Raw genomic sequence first — 20,665 nt, forward strand, 5'->3', positions numbered from 1 at the left:
CCATCCCTCCCAATGCACCGCCCACCCTGTGCGTCTCGGACCATCGCTCTGTCAATCCCAACGGTTCCAGTTGCGATGCAGAACGACCTCGACCTGGATCCGAGGTTCGGTGAGATGGCCGATCTCATCGGCGGCTAAACGATGTCGCTATCCTGTTTGCAGAAATGCTCCCACAGTTCATCCGCCGCATGGTTGCGGCAATCGGGTGACCTGAAAAGGCGGATCTCGACCGGGATGTCAGAACTGCTCGGCCCGGCCCGCACGAGCCGCCCGCGCGTCAAATCCTCCTCGGCCAGCCCGAGAGGAAGCCAGGCGACCCCATGTCCCTCCCGGGCCATGGTCATCAGTGTGGCGGCCAGGTGCGAGGTGAAAGCGCTCTCCGGCGTTGACGCTTCAGCGCTCCTGCTCTGGTGAGTTGCGAGGATGCGGCCCAGCCCCGAGGCGGGGCTGTAAGAAAGCAGCCGCGCCGGCCTCCCGGGACTTCCGGGAAGTGGCCAGAGGGGGAGGCCTTGTGCATCCGGCGCACAGACCGGGAGCAGGAGATCCTGTCCCACCCGGACGCTCTCGAAGCGGCTGTCGTCAAAGCGCGTCGGCACCTCCGCATGATAGTGACAGAGCAGGAAATGCACTTCGCCCCCCAGCATGATCTGCTCGCAGGCCTCCATGCTGTCGGAGATCAGGTTGAGCGTGCCGAGCGCCTCGAAGCGCATGTGCCGGCGTATCCAGCCGGGAAAGAAGGTGAAGGACAGAGCATGGGTCGCGGCAATGGACAGTGAGCCCGTCTCGCGCTCGCCCACGGTTCTCGTGGTGCGACGGGCGCGATGCAGGTCGCGCATCAAGTCGTCAGCCAAGGGCAGGAAATGAAAACCGGCCCGTGTGAGGTTGGCGCCCTGGGTGCCCCGTACGAAGAGGGGTGTTCCTATCCACTCCTCAAGAGCGCGAATGCGGCGGCTGAAGGCCGGCTGCGAGACGTTCCGGGCCTCAGCGGCCCTGGAAAAGTTCTTCTGCTCCGCCAGAGCCAGAAAATCCTCGAGCCAGTTCAGGTCCATTTCGATGCCGATCACGCATAACGTGAACCGATCTTGGCATTGGCCTATCGGCAGTGTCCAGACTTATGAAAGGTCTCCGCTCCCGCAGCATCCAGAATCAAGAGGCTTGTCCATGCGCATCATCGACGTCCGCGAGATCACCCAGCCGATCGCCTCGCCGATCCGCAATGCCTATATCGACTTCTCGAAGATGACGACGAGCCTGGTCGCCGTCGTGACCGACGTGGTGCGCGACGGTCGGCCCGTTGTCGGCTATGGATTCAACTCGAATGGCCGTTACGGTCAGGGCGGCCTTATCCGCGAGCGCTTCCGCGACAGGATCCTCGAGGCCAGCCCTGAGAGCCTCCTCGATGAGAGCGGCGCCAACCTGGATCCGCACAAGATCTGGGCCACGATGATGAAGAACGAGAAGCCCGGCGGCCATGGCGAGCGCTCGGTCGCAGTCGGCACCCTGGACATGGCGATCTGGGATGCCACGGCCAAGATCGCCGGCAAGCCGCTCTTCCGCCTGCTGGCCGAGCGTCAGGGCCGCGAGGCCAACCCGAGGGTCTTCGTCTATGCCGCCGGCGGCTACTATTATCCGGGCAAGGACGACAGCGCCCTGCGGGCCGAGATGCGCAGCTATCTCGATCGCGGCTACAATGTCGTGAAGATGAAGATCGGCGGAGCTTCCATCGCGGAGGATCAGCGCCGGATCGAGGCGGTGCTCGCCGAAATCGGCTCTCAGGCGCAACTGGCGGTCGATGCGAACGGTCGGTTCGATCTCGAGACCGGGATCGCCTATGCCAAGATGCTGCGCAACTACCCGCTGTTCTGGTACGAGGAGGTCGGCGATCCCCTCGACTATGCCCTCCAGGCCGCGCTCTCCGAGTTCTATCCCGGCCCGATGGCGACCGGCGAGAACCTGTTCTCGCATCAGGATGCCCGCAATCTTCTGCGCTACGGCGGCATGCGGCCGGATCGTGACTGGCTGCAGTTCGACTGCGCGCTGTCCTACGGCTTGGTGGAGTACCTGCGCACCCTCGACGTGCTTGAGCAGTTCGGCTGGTCGCCCTCCCGCTGCATTCCGCATGGCGGGCATCAGATGTCGCTGAACATCGCCGCTGGGCTCGGCCTCGGTGGCAACGAGAGCTATCCCGACCTGTTCCAGCCCTATGGCGGTTTCCCGGACAGCGTGCGGGTGGAGAACGGCCATATCGTCATGCCCGAGCTGCCCGGCATCGGGTTCGAGGGCAAGTCGGACCTGATCAAGGTCATGCGCGAGCTGGCGGAGTGACCGGCGGCTGAGCGCCTTACGTCTCTGGCGGCACGCGGTACTGCTCGTCCGTGACTTGCTCCAGCCATGTGACATGGGTGCCGTCCAGGGCCTCCTGCATGGCGATGTGGACCATGCCGGCGGTGGGCGAGGCTCCGTGCCAGTGCTTCTCACCCGGCGGAATCCATACGGTGTCGCCGGCCCTGATCTCCCTGACCGGCCCGTCCCATGTCTGCACGCGCCCGACGCCCAGGATCACATGAAGCGTCTGTCCAAGCGGGTGGGTGTGCCATGCGGTTCGAGCGCCTGGCTCGAAGGTGACACGGTTCGCCCGGATGCGGGCCGGCGGCGGGGCATCGACGATCGGGTCTTGCCAGACGGTCCCGGTGAAGGCGTCGGCGGAAGCCTGCTTCGTGGGGAACGTCCCTGCGACATGGATCTCCATGAATTCCTCTCCTCAATATGGTGGTGGGCGCCGAGCCGATCCGTCACAGATGCTTGATGCCGAAGCTCTCGATCAGCGGAAGCAATTCGTCCCGGGCATGGATACGATGTTGGCGGGCATGCTGGTGAGCCTGGGCCACTTGGCCCTTCCGGACCGCCTCGGCGATGCTCCTGTGGGCGGCGGCCGATCCGGTGGGCCGGGGCCGGAGCTTGAGCGTGAGCATTCGGGCCCGGTGGGCCTGGTCCGTGATGGTCTGGGCGATCCTGCGGATGCGGCTGTTGCCGCAGCGCTCGACGAGGATGCGATGGAACTGGTCATCGGCGATCGCCCAGCCGTGGAGATCGTTCTCCGCAAGAGCCCGCTCCATGCGGGCGGTCGCTTCTTCGAGTTCATCGGCGATCTGACGTCGGATTTCGTAGGGCATGGCGGCCAGAAGCTCTGCGGCTCTCGCCTCTATCGCGATGACGACGTCGTAGATCTCCCGAATGTCCTCGGGGGCGAGGGGGCAGACCTGGACGCCCCGCTTGGAGAGCACACGGACGAGCCCGTCCTCCTGAAGCCGGATGATGGCCTCGTGGACCGGTGTCCGGCTCATGCCGAGCCGCAGGGCAATTTCCTGCTCCGAGCCTTGATAGCCGGGAGGGAAGACATTGTCGCGGATGGCCTCCTTCAACGCCCGATAGGCGTCCTCGACCAGCGAAGGCTTCCTCGTCGTCTCCTGTGCCGTGCGCAGCTGCATCTTGTCCACCGTGCATCCCTCCCGCTTCATCATGCCTCTCCTGGCGCTTCCATACAAGGATAAATGGATGGTTGACAAAGCTGGGAATGGGGTGCAGCGTTCTTGCATGCCAACTTCCATGGAAGCTGCGGAACGACGGACGCGGCAAGCCGAGCGCTCACGAGAAGCGGGGGCATTCAGGAGGCAAAAGCACACGGCCCGAGGTACATCCGCCAAGGACCAAGCTCCGCTGATAGGCGAATGGTAGCGATTGCCGACAACCAAGACTCAAGGGAAGGAAACGCAAATGAAGAAAGCTCTCTTCGCTCTCGCTGCGGCCATTGGCTTCGTCGCGACGGCTGCACAGGCACAGGGCACCTATCCGACGCGGCCCATCACCCTGGTGGTTCCGTTCGCCGCCGGTGGCACGACCGACGTGGTGGCGCGCCTCATGGCCGACCACATGAGCCGCACGCTAGGGCAGCAGCTCGTGGTCGAAAACGTCACCGGGGCAGGCGGCACCGTCGGTGTGACCCGCGTGTCCAAGTCCGAGCCGGATGGCTATACGATCCTCATGGGCAATCTCGGTACGCAGGCGGCAAGCGTCGGTCTCTATCCCAAGCTGGCCTACGATCCGCGCACCGACTTCGAGCCGATCATGAACTCGGCGGCAACGCCGATGCTCGTGGTCGCGAAGAAGGATCTGCCGGTCAAGGACTTCAAGGAATTCATCGCCTACCTCAAGGCCAACGCCCCCAAGATGAACTACGGCTCCGGCGGCGTCGGCTCGACCTCGCACCTGACCTGCCTGTTCATGGAATCCCTCCTGGGCGTGAAGCCGCAGCACGTGCCGTTCCGCGGCTCGGGTCCGGCCTTGAACGCGCTCCTCGGCGGCCAAGTCGACTATGTGTGCGACCAGACGGTCGCCATCGTGCCGACGGTGCAGGCGAAAGAAGCCAACGGTCTGGTCGTCGCGGTGCAGAACCGCCTCCCGGTCGTCCCGGACGTCCCGACATCGGCCGAGCAGGGCCTGCCGCAGTTCCAGGCCACCGGGTGGAACGCGCTCTTCGCCCCGAAGGGAACGCCCAGGGACATCGTCACGAAACTGAATGTGGCCGCCAGGGCGGCGCTGAAGGACGAGACCACGCGCAAGCGCCTCCTCGACCTCGGGGCCGAGCTCCCGGACGATGCGGGCCAGACGCCCGAGGCTCTCGCTAAGCTCGTGAGTTCCGAAATTGACAAATGGGTTCCGGTCATCAAGGCCTCAGGCGTGACCGGACAGTAACAACCAAGGACCGATGCGGGTCGCTCCGGCACCTGCATCCGTCGGCGCAATCATGAAGGACGAACGGGTTTCACATGGCATCGGATCAAAAGAGGCAGTATCGGCTGGCAGTCATTCCGGGCGATGGCATCGGCAAGGAAACGACCCCCGAGGGCGTGCGGGTTCTTGAGGCCGCCGCCAAGAAGTTCGGCTTCGCCCTGCAGCTCGATCACTTCGACTTCTCCTCCTACGACTACTACGCCAAGCACGGCCGCATGCTGCCGGAGGATTGGAAGGCGCAGATCGGCTCTCACGATGCCATCTTCTTCGGCGCCGTCGGCTGGCCGGAGAAGATCCCGGACCACGTCTCCCTGTGGGGCTCGCTGCTGCAGTTCCGCCGCGAGTTCGACCAGTACATCAACCTGCGGCCGGTGCGCCTGATGCCGGGCGTGCCGACACCGCTCGCCAACCGCAAGCCCGGCGACATCGACTTCTGGGTCGTGCGCGAGAACACCGAGGGCGAGTATTCGTCCATCGGCGGCAGGATGTTCCCCGGCACGGAGCGCGAGGTGGTCATCCAGGAAACCGTCATGACGCGCATCGGCGTCGACCGCGTGCTGCAATTCGCCTTCGACCTCGCGCAGAAGCGGCCCAAGAAGCACCTGACCTCGGCCACGAAGTCGAACGGGATCTCGATCACGATGCCGTACTGGGACGAGCGCGTGGAGGAGATGGCCAGGAACTACCCGGACGTGAAGTGGGACAAGTACCACATCGACATTCTCACGGCCCATTTCGTCCTACATCCCGACTGGTTCGACGTGGTCGTCGCGTCGAACCTCTTCGGCGACATCCTGTCCGATCTCGGCCCGGCCTGCACGGGCACCATCGGCATTGCGCCCTCGGGCAACATCAACCCGAACAGTGATTTCCCTTCGCTCTTCGAGCCGGTTCACGGTTCGGCGCCCGACATCGCCGGGCAGGGGATCGCAAATCCCATCGGGCAGATCTGGGCCGGCGCCATGATGCTGGAGCATCTGGGCGAAGCGGAAGCGGCAGCCGCCATCGTCCAGGCCATTGAGGATGTGTTGAGCGAGCGGACCCTGCGCACCCGCGATCTCGGCGGGAATGCCGGAACCGAGACCACGGGCAAGGCCGTGGCCGACGCGCTCGGCTGATCAGGAAAAGTGATGAATCGATCCTCGGTCGCCGCCGCCGGCGGCCGCACAAACCAGGTGCAGTCATGAACAGCTACAAGATCGCGGCCATTCCCGGCGATGGAATCGGCAAGGAAGTCATCGCGGCCGGCGTCGAGGTTCTCCAGGCTTTGGCGGCCCGAGACGGTGGCTTCAAGCTCGATTTCGAGACGTTCGACTGGGGGTCGGACTATTACAAGAAGCATGGGGTCATGATGCCGGAAGACGGCCGCGCCAGGCTCCAGAAATTCGATGCGATCTATTTCGGGGCTGTCGGCGCTCCGGACGTTCCCGATCATGTCACCTTGTGGGGCTTGCGCCTCGCGATCTGTCAGCCCTTCGACCAGTATGCGAACGTCCGCCCGACCCGCATCCTGCCGGGCATCGAGGGACCTCTTCGCAACGTGGCGGCGAAGGATCTCGACTGGGTGATCGTGCGCGAGAATTCCGAGGGCGAATATGCGGGGCAGGGCGGTCGCTCGCACCGCGGCCTCCCCGAGGAGGTGGCGACGGAGGTTTCGATCTTCACCCGCGCGGGCGTCACCCGCATCATGCGATTTGCCTTCGAGGTGGCGCGCTCGCGCCCGCGCAAGCTTCTCACGGTGGTGACGAAGTCCAATGCGCAGCGCCATGGCATGGTCATGTGGGATGAGATTGCGGCGGAAGTGGCGGCGAATTATCCCGATGTGACCTGGGACAAGATGCTGGTCGATGCCATGACCATGCGCATGACCCTGAAGCCGCAGAGCCTCGACACCATCGTGGCGACCAACCTGCACGCCGACATCCTGTCCGATCTCGCGGCGGCATTGGCGGGTTCACTCGGCATCGCGCCCACGGCGAACCTCAATCCGGAGCGCAGATTTCCGTCGATGTTCGAGCCCATCCATGGCTCCGCCTTCGACATTACGGGAAAAGGCATCGCCAATCCTGTCGGAACTTTCTGGACGGCCACGATGATGCTCGAGCATCTTGGTGAGAAGCGGGCGGCCGAGCGCCTGATGCGCGCCATCGAGCGAGTGACCGCCGATCCGTCGCTGCATACGCCGGATCTCGGCGGCTCGGCGACGACCCGGCAGGTTACGGATGCCGTCATTGGCGCCATTCACGGCGACAACGCATAAGAGCGCGGGCGCTCCCGACCCGTGCAACCGACGGAGCCGAGCAGGGCGTACGCTCACCTTCGTGAGAGCGCCTTGCACGGGTCGGGTTCCAGCATTGCTCGCATGACCGCGGCCGTGCGCCGCGAGGGACACGCGTCCTCGAACGCATCTCTGACGCCCATTGCAACGCTTGCGATGCCCATCCAGTCGGTCTGACGTTCCACGACTATCGTCGTTCGGGAGTTCGCAGAACTAGTGCCGCAGCCGCGGGCGGCAAGCTCCCTCATCCTGATACCTGCCTCGTCAGAAACGCAATTGTCCGTTGCACGGCAAAAGGCCGAGCATCGGATTCGATTGATTCCCGAACGCCACTCCAATCCTGGAGAACAGGGGAACGATCGGTTTCGCTCACGGAGGAAAACTCGATGAGGGCTTTGACCAGAACCGCACGCCTGATGCCTTATGTTGGCGCGCTGCTCGCAAGTACCGCCATTCCGGCTTTCGCCGACATGTCGAGTGCAGTTCGGACCGCGACGCAGCAGGTGAAGGGGCTGCAGGCTCCCGCCGAAATCATCGTCGATCATTGGGGCATCCCGCACATCTACACGGCAAACCAGCACGATGCCTTCTTCATGCAGGGCTACAACGCGGCACGCGACAGGCTCTGGCAGATCGACCTGTGGCGCAAGCGTGGCCTGGGTCTGCTGGCGAAGGATTTCGGCCCGGATTACGTGGATCAGGACCGGGCCGCTCGCATGTTCCTCTATCGTGGCGACATGGACAAGGAATGGGCCTCCTACGGGCCCAAGGCCAAAACCTACACGGAAGCCTTCGTCGAGGGCGTGAATGCGTTCGTGCAGGAGGTCCGGGACGGCACCCGTCCGGCTCCGGCGGAGTTCAAGATCGCCGGAACGCAGCCGGACATGTGGAAGCCCGAGGATGTGGTTCGCATCCGCAGCCATGGCCTGACCCGCAACGTGGTGTCCGAAGTCCGGAGGGCACAGGTCGCGTGTGCAGCCGGTCTCGATGCCGATCGCCTGCGCACCAAGTTCGAGCCGGAATGGCAAACATCGGTCCCTGCGGGTCTCGACCCGTGCTCGATCCCCAAGGATGTCCTGAAGGATTATGAGCTCGGCACGAAGGATGTCTCATTCGCGCCACCGCAGAAGAAAGCCTCTCTGGACACGCATGAGGACTTTCTCAACGAGACGATGGCCAATATCGACAGGATCGGATCCAACAACTGGGTTGTCGCAGGCTCCCGCACGGCCACCGGCCGGCCGATCCTGGCAAATGATCCGCATCGCGCCCACGGCGTGCCGTCCCTGCGCTATATCGTGCACCTGAATGCGCCCGGGATGTCGGTCATCGGAGCGGGCGAGCCGGCGCTGCCGGGCATCTCCATCGGACATAACGGGAAGATCGCATTCGGCCTGACAATCTTCGGGATCGACCAGGAAGACCTTTACGTCTACGAACTGAATCCGAGCAACCTCAGCCAGTACAAGTTCCGCGACGGCTGGGAGGACATGAAGGTCGTGCGGGAGACGATCGAGGTCAAAGGCGAGCAGCCGCGCAGCGTCGAACTGCTCTTCACGCGCCACGGACCCGTGCTGTCGAGGGACGATGCGAAGCAGCGGGCATTTGCCATGCGCTCGGTCTGGTTCGATCCCGGCACTTCCGCTTATTTCGGCTCGTCGGACTACATGACGGCTCAGAACTGGAACGGATTCCTGGAGGCCATGAACCGCTGGGGAGCTCCCTCCGAGAACCAGGTCTACGCTGATACCGATGGCAATATCGGCTGGGTTCCGGGTGGGCTGACGCCGAAGCGCGTCAGCTATGACGGCCTGATGCCCGTGCCTGGCGATGGCCGTTACGAGTGGGAGGGCTTCATCCCCATGTCCGACCTCCCGAAGGAGTTCAATCCGTCTCAGGGCTTCTTCGCGACCGCCAACCAGAACAACCTTCCTCCCGGCTATCCGGTGAACGAACGCAGGATCGGCTTCGATCAATGGGCGGATCCCGCGCGGTTCCAGCGCATCACGGAGGTGCTTCAGGCAAAGCCGAAATTCACGTTGGCCGATGCCATGGACCTGCAGAACGACGATACGAGCATGCTCGGCCGCAGGCTCATCGTGCTGCTCAAGCCTCTTCGTTCGGAAGATCCGAGGCAACGGGCTGCTCTCGAGCTGCTGCAGAACTGGGACGCTAAAGAAACTGCCGGCAGCGCCGGGGCTGCGCTCTTCGAGGTCTGGACCAGCAAGCATCTGGGCCGAGCAACGATTGCCGCAACGACGCCGGAATCGGCTCGCGCCATCATCGGCAACGGCAGTCTCTCGGCCATTGTCGATTATCTGGAGAAACCCGACCAGGCTCTCGGTGCCGATCAGGCTGCGGCACGGGACAAGATCCTGCTCACGAGCCTGTCCGCTGCAGCGGATGAGGTCGGCAAGCTGCTGGGCGAGGACATGGCGCAGTGGAAGTGGGGCAACCTGCATCAGGCCGAGTTCAACCATGCCCTGAAGCCTCTCGCCGACAAGGCGACGCAGGCGCAGATGACCGTCGGGCCGCTCGTGATGGGCGGCGGCAACAACGTGCCTCATGCGGCGGGCTACAGCCTGTCCACGTTCAAAGTGACGTCCGGTGCCTCATTCCGCATGGTGCTCGATGTCGGCAACTGGGACGCCAGCCGCGCGATCAACACGCCCGGCCAATCCGGCAATCCCTACAGCCCGCACTATCGCGATCTCGCATCGCTCTGGGCGACGGGCGATTACGTGCCGCTGCTCTATTCCCGGGAGGCGGTGGAAAGGGTTGCGAGCGAGCGCTTTCAGCTGACCCCTTGAGCCCGATCGCGAGGGACAAGGTTTCCTGTAAGGAGCAAGGTTTCCTGTAAGGAGAAGGACCGGCCAATGGCCGGTCCTTTTCTATGGACCGATCGATTGGAGCGGAACCAGAGGTCCGCACGATGCGCTCGTCAGTCGGGCCAGCGCATGATGGCCTGGGAGGACCGGTTGCGCCGCGCCTCGAGCGGCGTTGCAATGATCTCGTTGGATTGCCGGGCCTTCTCCAATTCCTCGACGAGCCGCTCGGCGACGAGTGTTTCCTGTCCGGGATGAAGATTGCACGGGTCGAGATAGAAATAGCCGTGCTCGACTTCGTGATCGCGGACGATGATCGGTGTGCGCCCGGACGCGAGGGCGTCGGCAAGGTCCCAGGCCGTGATGTGGGCGCCCTTGGGATCGATGGCGACCTTGAGACGATCGAGGGGATTGTTGGTCGGGTCCGCTTCGCGGACCGGCGTCACGCCGGGACGGCCGGACAGCCTCTGCTCCCACAGTTCCAGATACCGCGTCTCGCGTTCGCGGACCGCCCCATGGTCCCGCTTCTCCCAGGCTTCCAGTGCCGCGATGGTGCCGAGTATGCCTTCCTTGCCGATCTTCATGCCGCGGCCGATGCCCATGTTCTGCATGTAGGTCGCACGCACGAGCTCGGTGCGGCCGGCCACGATGCCGCCGGTCAGGCCGCCGAGGAACTTGTGGGAGGAGTAGAGCGCGATGTCGGCGCCGGTGGCCAGGAACCCCGTCAGATCGTATTCCGACGCGGCATCGACGATCACCGGCACGCCGCGCGCGTGGCAGATCTCGACGAATTCCTTGAGCGGGATCAGGCCGTACTGCACCGTATGGTGCGACACGACGTAAACCGCGACGGCCGTGCGCTCGTTGATGGCGCCGTCGAGCTGATAGCCATAGGCCGAGGTGGCCTGACCCACCGGCACGACCTTCGCGCCCGCGAGGCGGATGCCCTGCTCGACGGGCGCGCCGTAGCTGACCATGTGACCGGTCATGAGCAGCACTTCGTTCTTGAGGCCGTCCGAGGCGGGGAGCCGCTCGACGGCGGCAAGATCGCAACCGGTCATCGCGCCCGCGACGGCAAGCGTAATTCCCGCCGAACAGGACGCCGTCACGAAACCGGCCTCGGTGCCGCAGAGGCGCGCGATCACGCGGCTCGCCTTCTTCTGGAGATCCCCGATCTCGACGAATTGCGGAAGGATCGCCGAGACGGCGGCGACCGCTTCGGGCACGACGATGGATGCGCCGAGGGAAGTCATGGTGCCCGATACGTTGATGATGGGGCGAAGGCCGAGGTCGAGGCGGATGTCTGTCTGGGTCATGGGGCTGTTTGTCTCTATGTTTTATGTTGCCGGAATGGCGTATATTCCATTATTGGGGAAGCGCGTGACGGGGTGCTGCCAGTCGTGACGGTGGGCCGCAATTTCTGAAGATCCGGGAGAAGATCCAGTGGACACCAAGTTTCCTGAGGCCGCGAGCGCCTCCCCCGAGAAGCGCAGCCGTGGCGCGCGCGTCAGCGGCATCGATCGCGCCTTGCAGATCCTGGATTTCCTTCAGGCGGAGATGAAGCCGGCCGGCGCCTATGCGGTGGCGAAGGCCGTCGGCGCGCCTCTCTCGACGGTCTACGTGATCATCGAGGATCTGGTCGAGAAGCGGCTTCTGCAGCGGCGCAGCGACGGCACGGTCTGGCTCGGGCCGCGCCTCTATCATTACGGTTTGGCCTATGCCGAATCCCTCGACTTCCTGAACGTCGCCACGCACGAGATGCAGGACCTGTGCCGGGAGGTGGAGGAAACCATCCAGATCTGCGGGCGCGATGGCGACCACATGGTCGTCATGGCCATGGCGGACGGGCCCGGGCATTTTCGCGTCGCGTCGAAGGTCGGCTCGCGCGTGCCGCTGAACTGGACGGCCTCGGGACGCCTTCTCCTCGGCCATCTTCCCGACAAGGAACGGCTGGAGATCTTCAGGCATGCCGCGAAGGGATCGCCCACAGGGCGTGCCGATACGAATCCGGAGGCGCTTTCCAAAGCCTCCGCGACCGCCCTGCGGGAGCGCCTGTCGATCCAGATCAACGAGTCGGATTTCTCCGTCGCCTGCATCGCGTCGCCGATCTGCCAGCCGTCCGGCGAGTGCGTCGCGACGATTTCCATCGTGCTGCCGGAGCATCGGGTCGTGCAGGATCGTGACCGCTACACCAATGCGGTCGGCAGGGCGGCCGAGAGGATCGAGGCAACGTTGGGCTGGCGCTGATCCGGGCATGGCGAAGCGCCTCATTCCGCGAGAGCGATGATGGCTTCGATCTCGACCGTGATGTTGTTGGGCAGAGACCCGAAGCCGACGGCGGAACGGGCGTGGCGCCCGGCGTCTCCGAACACCGCCATCATGAGATCGGAGCATCCGTTGATCACCCTCGGGTGTTCGCCGAAGTCGGAAGCCGCGTTCACCATGCCGAGGAGCTTCACGATGCGTTTCACGCGCGACAGGTCGCCCAGGGCATCCTGCATGACGGCGAGCAGATTGATGCCCGTCAGCTTGGCGTGTTCGTAGGCTTCGTCCGGGTCGACGTCGATGCCAACCTTGCCGGTGTGAAGATACCCGTTTGCTTCCTGCGGTCCCTGGCCGGACAGGAACAGAAGGTTGCCTTCCTGGACATGCGTCACGAAATTGGCAATCGGGCTTGGCGGTCGGGGCAGCGCGATGCCCAGTTCCTTCAGGCGCTCGTAAGGGTTCGACGCGGTCGGATATTGAACTTCGTTCACAATGTCAGTCCTTGAGAAATCACTTCGGAGTCGCCGTGGCGGATGCAGGCGACGTGATGGTTCGAGCCGATATCCTCCAAAGGCGGAACGATCTCGGCGCAGGCCTCGACGGCGTAACGGCAGCGTGTTCGGAAGACGCAACCGGACGGCGGATTGAGGGGGCTGGGAATATCGCCTTTCAGAACGATCCGCTGTCGGCTCGCGGTCGGGTCCGGCACCGGGGCTGCCGAGAGAAGCGCCTGCGTATAGGGGTGGCGCGGCATGGCATAGATCTCGCGGCTAGGCCCGCGCTCCATGACACGCCCGAGATACATCACCACGACCTCGTCGCAGAGATACTCCACCACCGACAGGTCGTGAGCGATGAACAGCATCGTCAGGCCGAAATCCTGCTGCAGATCCTGGATCAGGTTCAGGACCTGAGCCTGGACCGATACATCGAGAGCCGAGACCGGCTCATCCGCCACGATGAAGTCGGGCTCGACCGCCAGGGCCCGGGCGATGCCGATGCGCTGACGCTGGCCGCCCGAGAATTCATGCGGGAAGCGCCGCGCCGCTTCGGGATTGAGACCCACTCTGTGGAGCAGTTCCGCGATCCGGCCCCGCCGGGCGCTGCCCTTGACGGGCCGATGGATATCCAGCGCCTCACCGATGATCTGATCGACGCGAAGGCGGGGATTGAGGCTCGAATAGGGGTCCTGGAAGATGATCTGCAGCCGGCTGCGGTAAGCCCTCATCTCCCGCTCCGACAAGGTCCGCAGATCGACCCCGTCGAAAACGATCCGGCCCTCGTTCGGCTCGACGAGGCGAAGCGTGCAGCGGCCCGCGGTGGTCTTGCCCGATCCGGATTCTCCCACGAGGCCCACGATGGTGCCGCGCTTCACTTCGAAGCTGACGCCGTCGACGGCCTTGACCGTGCCGCTGCGGGTCTGGAACTGCTTGGTGAGCCCCTGGACACTCAGAAGGGTTTCGGTGCTCATAGGTCCTCATGCCTCCAGCATCGGCTGAGATGGGAGGGGCCTGCCGCCATCAGCGGCGGCGCCTCATCGCAAAGCGGGATGCGATACGGGCAGCGGGGGGCGAAGCTGCATCCCGGCGGCAGCGCCGTGACCGGGGGCACATTGCCCGGGATCGGATTGAGCCGCCGCCTCTCCCCGGCGGCGCCGCGATCTCGCGATGCGTTCGGGATGCAGGCCAGAAGTCCGCGCGTATAGGGATGTTTCTGATGCCTGAAGAGGCCGTCGACCGGGCTCTTCTCGACCACGCGGCCGGTATACATGACCACGACGTCGTGAGCGATCTCCGCCACCACGCCGAGATTGTGCGTGACGAACAGGATGCTCATGCCGATCTCGCGCTGCAGCCTGCGGAGCAGATCGAGGATCTGGGCCTGAATGGTCACGTCGAGGGCGGTGGTCGGCTCGTCGGCGATCAGAAGGTTGGGATTGCAGGACAGGGCCAGTGCGATCATCACGCGCTGGCGCATGCCGCCCGACATCTGATGCGGGTACTCGTCCAGCCTGCGGTCGGCCGCCGGAATCTCGACCAGATCCAGCATCCGCTTGGCCTGCCGACGGGCCTCGGCGGTCGAGAGCGGCTCGTGAAGCCTGATCATCTCCACGATCTGATCGCCCACCGTGTAAAGAGGGTTGAGGCTCGTCATCGGCTCCTGAAAGATCATGGCGATCTCCCGGCCGCGGATCGCCCGCATCTTCCGCTCCGGCAGGGCCGCGATGTCGATCACCTGGCCCTGGCTCGTGCGGTAGAGGATGTTTCCTGCGACGATCCGGCCCGGGGACGACAGAAGACGCATGATCGACAGGCTGGTGACGGATTTTCCGGAGCCGGATTCACCGACGACCGCGACCGTTTCTCCGCGCCTCACGTCGAAGCTCACGCCATCGACCGACTTGGCGACGCGGCTGCCGAGTTCGAAGTGAGTGTGCAGGTCCGAGACCCTGAGCACGGTATCGTCGGGCAGCTCCGTCATCGGGCGTTGATCCACCCGCAATGCGGACAGGCGGAACTTTCCAGGGCGGACTTTCCGGGAGGGACGTAGCGACTGGCCTTGACGGCATCCCGTCCGAGGATGGTCCAGACTGGCTCGATCAGGCGCGGCAGGTGCGCGTCGTAGCCCATGGAATCGACGATCCGAAGGTCGCTGTCGTTGACCTCGAACACCGTAAACTCGGCCCGCGTGCCGGGGGAGAGAAGATTCTCGGTCGGAAGACCGATCACTTCCATCGGCGCCCGTGTCGAAGCGTCGATGACCGCCTCGAACGGCATCCCGACCGAGAGAAGCTTCGACATGGTCGTGCCCATGTCCCAGACGGGATTGTCGAGGGAGCGCGCGTGCAGGTCGGTCGAGATCGAGAACGGCAGGAGGCCGCGCTGAATGGCGAGTTCGGCCACCTTGAACGAGAACGAGGCGCCGCCATGGCCCACGTCGAGGCGGACGCCGTCCCTGGCGCAGCGTTCCGCGAGCTGGAACAGGTCCTCGTCCTCCATGATGTTCGCCGCGGCCTTGCCGTTGAAGCAGTGGGTCACCACGTCGCCGGGGCCCAGGATCTCGAGAACCTCGTCGAAGACCGGGGGCGGTTCGCCCACATGCACCATCAGCGGGAGCTTCAGGATCTTGGCGACCTTCTTGGCGATCTTCACGGGCGTGATGCCCCAGGCGCCGACGATCACGCCGCTCGCCCGCACCTTGATGCCGATGATGATGTCGCGGTTGGCTTCGACGCAGGCGATGGTGCGGTCGATGTCGATGGACCGCATGTCGATCAGTTCGCTGACGCGGTTGCAGGCGACGAGGCCGATCGAGCCGATATTGAGGAAGGCCTTGATGCGCTCCCTGGCCGGCTCGATGATGTACTCGCGGAAACCGTGGAAATTGGCCTCGCCGGCCGAGCCGGCGTCCACGATGGTCGTGACGCCCCGCTCGATGCCGCAGACCTGCGGCTTGATGGAAATGTCGGTTCCTCCGTGCCAGACGTGAGCATGGAGATCGACCCATCCGGGCGAGACGTAAGCGCCTTTGGCATCGATGCGGCGGGCGCCGTCCGGCCCCTGGAGCGAGCTGCCGACGCCGGCGATCCTTCCGTCTCCGCCGATGAGGATGTCCGTTGCCTCCTGCGGCACGCCGCGGCCGAAACCGACCGGCTTCACGCCCGAGATCAGAAGGGGCGACGCGTCTTCGTGGGAAGTCATGAGATCAGAGATCCTTTCTCAGGCGCGGATCGAGAAGATCCCGGAAGCCGTCGCCGACCATTTGAAGGGAAAGAACGGACAGGATGATCGCGATGCCGGGAAACAGCGTCATCCAGTCGGCCTGTCCGATATACTGCCGCCCGGCCGCGATCATCGTTCCCCAGGTCGGCACCTCGGGACTGACTCCGAGGCCCAGGAAGGACAGTCCGGCTTCCGCCAGCATGGCATAGGCGAAGATGAAGGTGCCCTGCACGAGAATGGGAGACACGAGGTTGCGCAGCACATGTCGCGACATGATGCGCCAGGTCGGCACCCCGAGGGCACGGGCCGCCTCGACATAGGGCAGTTCACGGATCACCAGCGTCGAGGCGCGCACGATGCGCGCGAGGCGCGGCGTATAGACGATTCCGAGAGCCACGATGACGGTGACGAGGGACGGACCGAGGGCAGCGACGAGCGCGATCGCCAGGAGAATGTCCGGGAAGGCCATCATGGCGTCGATGATGCGGGCGATCGGCATGTCGAGACGGCGGAAGAAGCCCGCCACCAGACCGAGCGTCACGCCGAAAACGGCGGCGAAAGTCACGACCGAGGCGCCCACGAGCAGCGAGAGCCGGCCCGCGTAGATGGTACGGCTGAACACGTCCCGGCCGAACTCATCGGTTCCGAACCAGTAGATGCCGCTCGGCGGCTTGAGCCGGTTCACCACGGAGAGGCGGCTTGGCGAATAGGGGGCGATCAGCGGCGCCAGGATCGCCAGTGCGGCGACGATCACGAGGATCAGAACACCGACCATGACGGTTTTGCGGGTCACCAGCCGCGAGACGAAACTCGCTTCGATGACGGCAGGGGAGCTGACCGCGGCCATCAGTAACGCACCCGTGGGTCGATGAGCAGGTAGAGCATGTCGATGAAAAAGTTGATGAGAACATAAAGCGCCGCCACGATCAGGAGTGCGCCCTGGATGACCGGGTAATCGCGCCGCAACACGGCCGAGACGACCAGGTTGCCGACACCGGGAAGGCCGAACACGGTTTCCGTCACGACGGCGCCGGATACGAGAAGCGCGGCCGTCAGGCCGATCACCGTCAGAACCGGAATGAGCGCGTTCTTGAAGGCATGTTTCATGACGACCCGGAACTCGCCCATCCCCTTGGAGCGCGCGGTGCGGACGTAATCGTCGTTCAGAACATCGAGCATGCTCGCCCGCGTGAAACGGAGGATCAGGGCCGACGACACGATGCCGAGAGAGAACGCGGGAAGAACGAGATGGGACAGCCGCGTGCCGAGCCCGGCCCCGGGCCCGCCATATCCCGAGACCGGAAAGATTCCGAGGCGCACGGCGAAGAACTGGATCAGCAGCAGGCCGAGCCAGAAGCTCGGAACGGACGCCGCGAGCATGGCCAGGGTCGTGGAAGCCTGATCAAAGAGCGAACCGCGCCAGTAAGCCGACAGGATTCCGACCGGAATGGCGATCAGCGCCGCGATGAGAATGGAAAACACCGTCAGAAAGAAGGTCGGCTCGGCGCGGTCCGCCAATGCGGACAGGACGGGACGGTTCAGGAAGATGGATTCGCCCAGATCTCCTTGCAGAAGCTGCCCGAAGAAGATGCCGTATTGCACGATGAGCGGTTGATCGAGGCCGAGGCGCGTGCGCAGCGCTGCGACGTCCTGAGCCGTCGCGTCCGGCCCGAGCATCACGGCGGCGGGATCGCCGGGGGCGATGCGCACGATGATGAACACGATCGTGACGACCACGAACATCACGGCCAGCATGCCGAGCAAACGTTGAAGGATGTAGCGGCTCATGCGTCGATCTGCAAAGAGGGATGTCGGGGGAGCGCCTAGAGGAGCGCTCCCCAGCTTGCTGTGCTTACTTCTTCACCGACACGTTCCAGAAGTAAGGCCAGGGCGCCGGCACGACACCTTCCAGCTTGGGAGACTGCGCCGACAGGGCGTTGAAGTCGCCGATCTTGATGCTGGGGGTTTCGTCGTAGATCACCTTCTGAACCTCGGCCCAGAGGGCAGGGCGCTTCGCCGGATCGCTCTCCGTATTGAAGGCATCGACCGCCTTCTTGCGGGCGGGCGTCGACCACCAGCCCGGAGAGCTCTCGGACAACTGGCCGATGAGGGCTGGCTCGGGCAGGAACGGGCTGTGGGTGATGTAGATGTCCCACAGGGCCGGATCGCCGCGCCGCTGGGTCAGCGTCGCCCAGTCGACCACCTGCAGATCGACCGTGAAGCCGGCCTGCTTCAGGTACTCTGCCGCCACCTGCGCCATTTTGTAGTGGAACTCGTATTGGCGGCTGGTGAGGATGCGCAGCGGCGCGCCGCTGTAATCGGCTTTCTTCAGGAGCGCCTTCGCCTTGTCCGGATCGGCGACGTTGTATCTGCCTTCGACACCGGCATCCGTGTTCCAGACATAGCCCTTGGGATACATGGCTCCGTCGAGCGAGTAGAACTCGGGATTGCCGAATGCCGCGGCGAGCATGTCCTCCATGCTCAGGGCGAGGCGCACGGCCATGCGGGCGTCGTTGTTGGTCATCACGCCCTGCTTCGTGTTCATCACGAAGACAGGCCAGCCGAACGGCTTGAGGATGACCGGCTTCGACGTCTGGAGGTTCTTGATCCGGTCATAGGATTCGACCGGGAGGGAATCCACATAGTCGAACTGTCCCGAAATCGCGCCTTCGACCCGGGTGTTGGGATCCGGAACCGGCACGAAGCGGATCTCGTCGAGGATCGGCTTGCGTGCGCCGCCATAGCCGTTGCCGGTGCCGTCGAGAGGCTTGTAGGAATCGTTGCGAACGAGCTGGATGTATTGATCCGGCTTGCGCTCCTTCAGCTTGTAGGGGCCCGTGCCGACCGGCTCTTTCATCGGGACGTCCATCTTCTCCGACGGCATGATCACCGCGGCGGAATTGTTGAAGGACAGAAGCGCCAGGAGAGGAGCGTAGGGCGTCTTCAAGGTGAGGCGCACGGTCGACGGATCGACAGCTTCCAGCTTGTCGACGTTTCCGGCGAGCTGCTTGCCGCGCGACCCCTGCTCCATCCAGCGCTTGAGAGAGGCGACGACGTCTTCGGACGTCATGTCCGAGCCGTCATGGAATTTGATGCCCTGACGCAGCTTGATCGTGTAGATCTTGCCGCCCTCGGTGACCTCGGGAAGCGATGCAGCCAGGAGGGGCGTGACCTTCCAGTCCTTGTCGAAGGTGAACAGCGTCTCGAAAAAATGCTGAGTGACGATCCCGACCAGATCCGCCGTGGAGACCATGGGATCAAGTGTCGGCGGCTCGCCGATCGTCGCCACATTGATGACCCCGCCGCCCGACTGAGCGAGAACCGGGCCCGATGCAAGTATCGCCAAGCCGGATAGAAGTGCTTCTCTGATCCTCATGTTTCCCTCTTGCTCTATAATTATAGATTATTTGCTCTAGTTATGTCATAGTGAGCGCGCAAAGTTCCAAGGTCAATAGGGATGAAGTGACATGGCCTTCCCTGGACCTCGCCGGCGTTCTGCGGGGCGATGCTCATTGCCGTTGCACCGTGTCACAATCATGCCTGGAAGAGCGCAGCCTGGGTGCCTGCGCCCGCAGGCTTGATCCCGGCATCCCGTCCGTCAGGCCGGGTGCGAAGAAAACAAAGAATTTCGCAAGAATTTCGAATGTGTGACGCGCTTCACAGCGACGGCGGCCGAAGTGGTTCAAAGTCCATTCATCGCCAACAGAGAGAGCATCTCAGGCGGTCTTGAGAGCAACGCCAACTTGAAGAGGTAATACAATGGAAAACTTCCAGGTCTCCGAAAACGACATCTTCCAGGACGCCTTCAACACCGCTTTCGGCGGCAACGCGACCTCGGCCCAGGTGGCCAGCATTGCCGACCCCGATAAGCTCCTCGATGCCGGCAGCAGCTGGTTCGGCGGCGGCAACGAGCAGCTGTCCTTCAACGACATCGATCAGGTCGCGACCAACACGGCCCTCGGCGGCAACGCCACCTCGGCCCAGGTGGCTTCGATCTCGGACGGCGACACGCTCGTCGATACCGGCCACGACTTCCCCGTCTACTACTAACCCTTGCCTCCCGGAGCGCCACAGGCGACAAGCCGTGGCGCTCCGCTCCAGCCCTCTCAGCTCCCTGGGAGGGCTTTTTGCTTGTGTCGAGCACGGTTGCGTCGCGTAATCCGTCGAGCCTCTTTCGACAGTTTCCTGTCGATGAAGGCGACGTCCGGCTGTGAAGCAACTCACAGCCCCGGCCCTGAAAGTCGTGCAAGGTTCACCGATCGCCAACTGAGAGAGCAGCTCGGGCGGTCTTGAGAGCAACGCCAACTTGAAGAGGTCATTTCATGCCGAATTTTCAGATTTCCGTAAACGAGATAACCCAAGCAGCGGCCAATACGGGCGTGGGCGCCAACGCGACCTCGGCTCAGGCGGCCGGCATCCACGATCCCGATGCGATCTTCGATACCGGAGGCAGCTGGGACTGGTCTTCCGGCTCGCCGGAGATCAATGTCCAGCTCGACACCAACATCGTCAACCAGACGGCGGTCAACACGGCATTCGACGGCGATGCGACGTCGGCGCAGGCCGCCGGCATCAACGATCCCGACGCTCTGGTGGATTCCGGCAGCTATGACAGCTCCGCCGACTTCAACTTCCAGATCTCCACCAACCTGATCAACCAGACGGCGGTCAACACGGCCATCGACACCGACAGCCTGTTCCCCTTCTGACCCTCAGCCCTCCTGGAGCGTCGTGGGCCGCGGGCCTGTGACGCTCCTTTCCTCACCGCATCGCACGCCCGACCT

The 20,665-nt window shown here is 63.9% G+C and carries 19 protein-coding genes; 8 read left to right on the forward strand and 11 right to left on the reverse strand.

What is annotated here, in order from left to right:
• Window positions 1-134: 134 nt before the first annotated feature.
• Entirely contained in the window at window positions 135-1,049 is a 915-nt protein-coding gene (locus KHP60_RS17705; RefSeq protein ID WP_213565694.1) for a LysR family transcriptional regulator, read from the reverse strand.
• Window positions 1,050-1,155: 106 nt separating this feature from the next.
• Here KHP60_RS17705 and KHP60_RS17710 point away from each other — a divergent pair, with 106 nt between their 5' ends.
• Window positions 1,156-2,325 carry a mandelate racemase/muconate lactonizing enzyme family protein gene (locus KHP60_RS17710; protein WP_213565654.1) on the forward strand — a complete coding sequence of 390 codons (1,170 nt, stop codon included), beginning with the start codon at window positions 1,156-1,158 and terminating at the stop codon, window positions 2,323-2,325.
• Between the two features lie 16 nt (window positions 2,326-2,341).
• On the opposite strand, the gene KHP60_RS17715 is transcribed toward KHP60_RS17710, so the two are convergent.
• Together KHP60_RS17715 and KHP60_RS17720 are read right to left on the reverse strand one after the other, a co-directional pair.
• On the reverse strand, window positions 2,342-2,749 hold the full coding sequence (locus KHP60_RS17715) for a cupin domain-containing protein (RefSeq protein WP_213565655.1): 408 nt from the start codon (window positions 2,747-2,749) through the stop codon (window positions 2,342-2,344).
• 43 nt (window positions 2,750-2,792) lie between these two features.
• On the reverse strand, window positions 2,793-3,521 hold the full coding sequence (locus KHP60_RS17720; protein ID WP_409366297.1) for a GntR family transcriptional regulator: 729 nt from the start codon (window positions 3,519-3,521) through the stop codon (window positions 2,793-2,795).
• Window positions 3,522-3,774: 253 nt separating this feature from the next.
• On the opposite strand from KHP60_RS17720, the gene KHP60_RS17725 reads away from it, so the two are divergent.
• The 4 genes from KHP60_RS17725 (at window position 3,775) to KHP60_RS17740 (ending at window position 9,879) form a co-directional block, all read left to right on the forward strand.
• Window positions 3,775-4,752 carry a tripartite tricarboxylate transporter substrate-binding protein gene (locus tag KHP60_RS17725; RefSeq protein ID WP_213565656.1) on the forward strand — a complete coding sequence of 326 codons (978 nt, stop codon included), beginning with the start codon at window positions 3,775-3,777 and terminating at the stop codon, window positions 4,750-4,752.
• A 74-nt stretch (window positions 4,753-4,826) separates the two neighbouring features.
• Window positions 4,827-5,909 carry a tartrate dehydrogenase gene (locus KHP60_RS17730; protein ID WP_213565657.1) on the forward strand — a complete coding sequence of 361 codons (1,083 nt, stop codon included), beginning with the start codon at window positions 4,827-4,829 and terminating at the stop codon, window positions 5,907-5,909.
• 65 nt (window positions 5,910-5,974) lie between these two features.
• Complete coding sequence (locus tag KHP60_RS17735; RefSeq protein WP_213565658.1) at window positions 5,975-7,051, forward strand: tartrate dehydrogenase; 1,077 nt, start codon at window positions 5,975-5,977, stop codon at window positions 7,049-7,051.
• A 404-nt stretch (window positions 7,052-7,455) separates the two neighbouring features.
• Window positions 7,456-9,879, forward strand: a complete 2,424-nt coding sequence (locus KHP60_RS17740) for a penicillin acylase family protein (RefSeq protein WP_213565659.1) — start codon at window positions 7,456-7,458, stop codon at window positions 9,877-9,879.
• A gap of 131 nt (window positions 9,880-10,010) precedes the next feature.
• Here the strand turns inward: KHP60_RS17740 and KHP60_RS17745 are convergent, their stop codons facing one another.
• Window positions 10,011-11,210: an aminotransferase class V-fold PLP-dependent enzyme gene (locus KHP60_RS17745; protein ID WP_213565660.1), complete on the reverse strand. Its 1,200-nt coding sequence runs from the start codon at window positions 11,208-11,210 to the stop codon at window positions 10,011-10,013.
• A gap of 127 nt (window positions 11,211-11,337) precedes the next feature.
• On the opposite strand from KHP60_RS17745, the gene KHP60_RS17750 reads away from it, so the two are divergent.
• Window positions 11,338-12,141, forward strand: a complete 804-nt coding sequence (locus tag KHP60_RS17750; protein ID WP_213565661.1) for an IclR family transcriptional regulator — start codon at window positions 11,338-11,340, stop codon at window positions 12,139-12,141.
• Window positions 12,142-12,161: 20 nt separating this feature from the next.
• Here the strand turns inward: KHP60_RS17750 and KHP60_RS17755 are convergent, their stop codons facing one another.
• The 7 genes from KHP60_RS17755 to KHP60_RS17785 all read right to left on the reverse strand — a co-directional run bounded on the left by KHP60_RS17755 (window position 12,162) and on the right by KHP60_RS17785 (window position 19,257).
• Entirely contained in the window at window positions 12,162-12,650 is a 489-nt protein-coding gene (locus KHP60_RS17755) for a RidA family protein (RefSeq protein ID WP_213565662.1), read from the reverse strand.
• The gene (locus KHP60_RS17760; protein WP_213565663.1) at window positions 12,647-13,630 is read right to left on the reverse strand and encodes an ABC transporter ATP-binding protein; all 984 of its coding nucleotides are present in this window, start codon (window positions 13,628-13,630) and stop codon (window positions 12,647-12,649) included. The genes KHP60_RS17755 and KHP60_RS17760 overlap by 4 nt, the downstream gene beginning before the upstream one ends.
• Window positions 13,627-14,640 carry an ABC transporter ATP-binding protein gene (locus KHP60_RS17765; RefSeq protein ID WP_213565664.1) on the reverse strand — a complete coding sequence of 338 codons (1,014 nt, stop codon included), beginning with the start codon at window positions 14,638-14,640 and terminating at the stop codon, window positions 13,627-13,629. The genes KHP60_RS17760 and KHP60_RS17765 overlap by 4 nt, the downstream gene beginning before the upstream one ends.
• Entirely contained in the window at window positions 14,637-15,860 is a 1,224-nt protein-coding gene (locus KHP60_RS17770; protein WP_213565665.1) for an amidohydrolase/deacetylase family metallohydrolase, read from the reverse strand. The genes KHP60_RS17765 and KHP60_RS17770 overlap by 4 nt, the downstream gene beginning before the upstream one ends.
• A gap of 4 nt (window positions 15,861-15,864) precedes the next feature.
• Window positions 15,865-16,728: an ABC transporter permease gene (locus KHP60_RS17775; RefSeq protein WP_213565666.1), complete on the reverse strand. Its 864-nt coding sequence runs from the start codon at window positions 16,726-16,728 to the stop codon at window positions 15,865-15,867.
• Window positions 16,728-17,669: an ABC transporter permease gene (locus KHP60_RS17780; protein WP_213565667.1), complete on the reverse strand. Its 942-nt coding sequence runs from the start codon at window positions 17,667-17,669 to the stop codon at window positions 16,728-16,730. Before KHP60_RS17780 ends, KHP60_RS17775 begins: the two co-directional genes overlap by 1 nt.
• A gap of 64 nt (window positions 17,670-17,733) precedes the next feature.
• A complete protein-coding gene (locus tag KHP60_RS17785) occupies window positions 17,734-19,257 on the reverse strand; it encodes an ABC transporter substrate-binding protein (protein WP_213565668.1) in 1,524 nt (507 codons plus the stop codon).
• 383 nt (window positions 19,258-19,640) lie between these two features.
• On the opposite strand from KHP60_RS17785, the gene KHP60_RS17790 reads away from it, so the two are divergent.
• A complete protein-coding gene (locus KHP60_RS17790) occupies window positions 19,641-19,931 on the forward strand; it encodes a hypothetical protein (RefSeq protein ID WP_213565669.1) in 291 nt (96 codons plus the stop codon).
• 272 nt (window positions 19,932-20,203) lie between these two features.
• Window positions 20,204-20,590 (forward strand): hypothetical protein, encoded by a 387-nt coding sequence (locus tag KHP60_RS17795; RefSeq protein WP_213565670.1) that lies wholly within the window; start codon window positions 20,204-20,206, stop codon window positions 20,588-20,590.
• Window positions 20,591-20,665 lie beyond the last annotated feature (75 nt).

The organism is Microvirga sp. 3-52, assembly GCF_018383585.1.
Lineage (GTDB): Bacteria > Pseudomonadota > Alphaproteobacteria > Rhizobiales > Beijerinckiaceae > Microvirga.